Raw genomic sequence first — 1,611 nt, forward strand, 5'->3', positions numbered from 1 at the left:
TTGCGGCTGTGGCGCACGCGCAGTTCCGGCACCAGCCCGGCGATCTTCCAGCCGTTGGCGCCCAGGCTGACGATGTAGACCTGCTGCCTGTCGTGCCGCCGCGCGCCGAGAAAGCCATCGAAGGCGTCGTTGCGCAGCGCACGGTAGATGCCCAGCACGTTCATGAACAGGCCCGCCTCGCCGGCAAACTGGTGGTAGATGCCGGCGCGCAGCGCCCAATCCTTGCTGCTGGCCTGCGCCACTTCGTATTGCTTGCGCGTCAGGTCCAGCCCACCGTACAGCGCGGTGGCTGGCTGGGGGGAGAAGCTCGCCGTCACGCCCCACTGATACTGCTTGTAGTCCATGCCGACCCGCAGCCCTTTCGAGGTGTATTCGTAGCGCTTGGCATCCAGGCTGGTACCGATCTGCCACTGCCGGCTCAGCGAATGGCGCCACTCCAGTTGCAGGCCGTGGGCCAGGTACTCGCTGTGGCGGTTGCGGTAGTAGTGCTCCAGGTACGGGGTCAGCGTGACGTTGTCGCGCGCATCCAGATACTGGTAGCCCGCCTGAAGGATCGCCAGGTTGGTGCTGTAGTCCCGGATGCTGGCCGTGTCCGAAGGGTTGGTGCGCGCGTAGTAGTTGCCGTAGCTGAGCGGGCGCACATGCAGGTTATGGTTGCCCGACAGGTTGAAGCGGCGCTGCATGGACAGTTCGTAATTCACCATCTGTGAGCCGATGGCCTCGGGCATGATCCGTTCGAAGGCGCAGACGTTCCATATCGGGACGTAGCTTTCGCAACTGCGGTAGCCGTTGGCCTGGTTGATGTTGTCGTTGTAGCCCCAGCCCAGCGCGGCCGTGCCGTGCCAGCCGGCGCGGAGGTCCAGGGCCTGCTCATACTGTTGCACCAGCATCCGGGCATTGGGCGGCAGGCCGGCTTCGAGTGCGTGGGCAAAGCCTGTGCGTGCGCGCTTGTCCTGGTTATCCTCGAACAGCAGGCGGGCCAGTTCGAGGCGGATGCGGGCGTCGCCGGGCTCGTGGGCGTTGGCGTCCTGCATGCGCTGCACGGCGGTCGGGTAGTCGCCGTGGAAGCGCGCCAGCAGGCTGTCGGCCATCGCGACCAGGGCCGGGCGGTGCCCGCGCAGCAGGCGGTAGCGGGAGATGAAATCGGGCAGGCGGGTCCATTGCCCGGTGTTGATGGCGACGTAGAGGGCCGGTTCCAGTTCCTCCAGCGTGTTGCCGACCTGATAGACCTTGCCTTCGTACAGCAGCGAGCCCGGCGGCGCGGCCAGGGCCTGTTCGGCCTGCGCTTTCTGCTCGGCGGCGCGCTGCGTCTGTTCCTGCAGGAAGCGGGTGTCGTCATCGTCGGCCCAGGCGGCGGGCAGCACGAAAGCGGCCGCCAGGACGAACCCCAGGGCTTTGAAGCGATGGAACATCGAGATTTCCCGGCGAGGATGGAGGGAATAGAATGGAGGCCGGCGAACCGGCCTCCAAAGGTGCTGCTTGTGCCAAACGATGCCCGGATGAGGATTCACCCGGAATCGCCCGTCTGACGCTCTCCGCTGGTGGCCGCCAGTGGAGAGTGGTCAGGCATCAAGGCGTGATGGTGCCGCTGACTTTGCTGCCGCCGAAGGC

The 1,611-nt window shown here is 66.0% G+C and carries 1 protein-coding gene; it reads right to left on the reverse strand.

What is annotated here, in order from left to right; genetic code table 11:
• Nucleotides 1-1,412 (reverse strand): porin family protein (locus C666_RS18995; RefSeq protein WP_004350212.1); only part of this gene is annotated, 1,412 nt, incomplete at its 3' end.
• Nucleotides 1,413-1,611: the final 199 nt, after the last annotated feature.

Source organism: Thauera linaloolentis 47Lol = DSM 12138 (assembly GCF_000310205.1).
Lineage (GTDB): Bacteria > Pseudomonadota > Gammaproteobacteria > Burkholderiales > Rhodocyclaceae > Thauera > Thauera linaloolentis.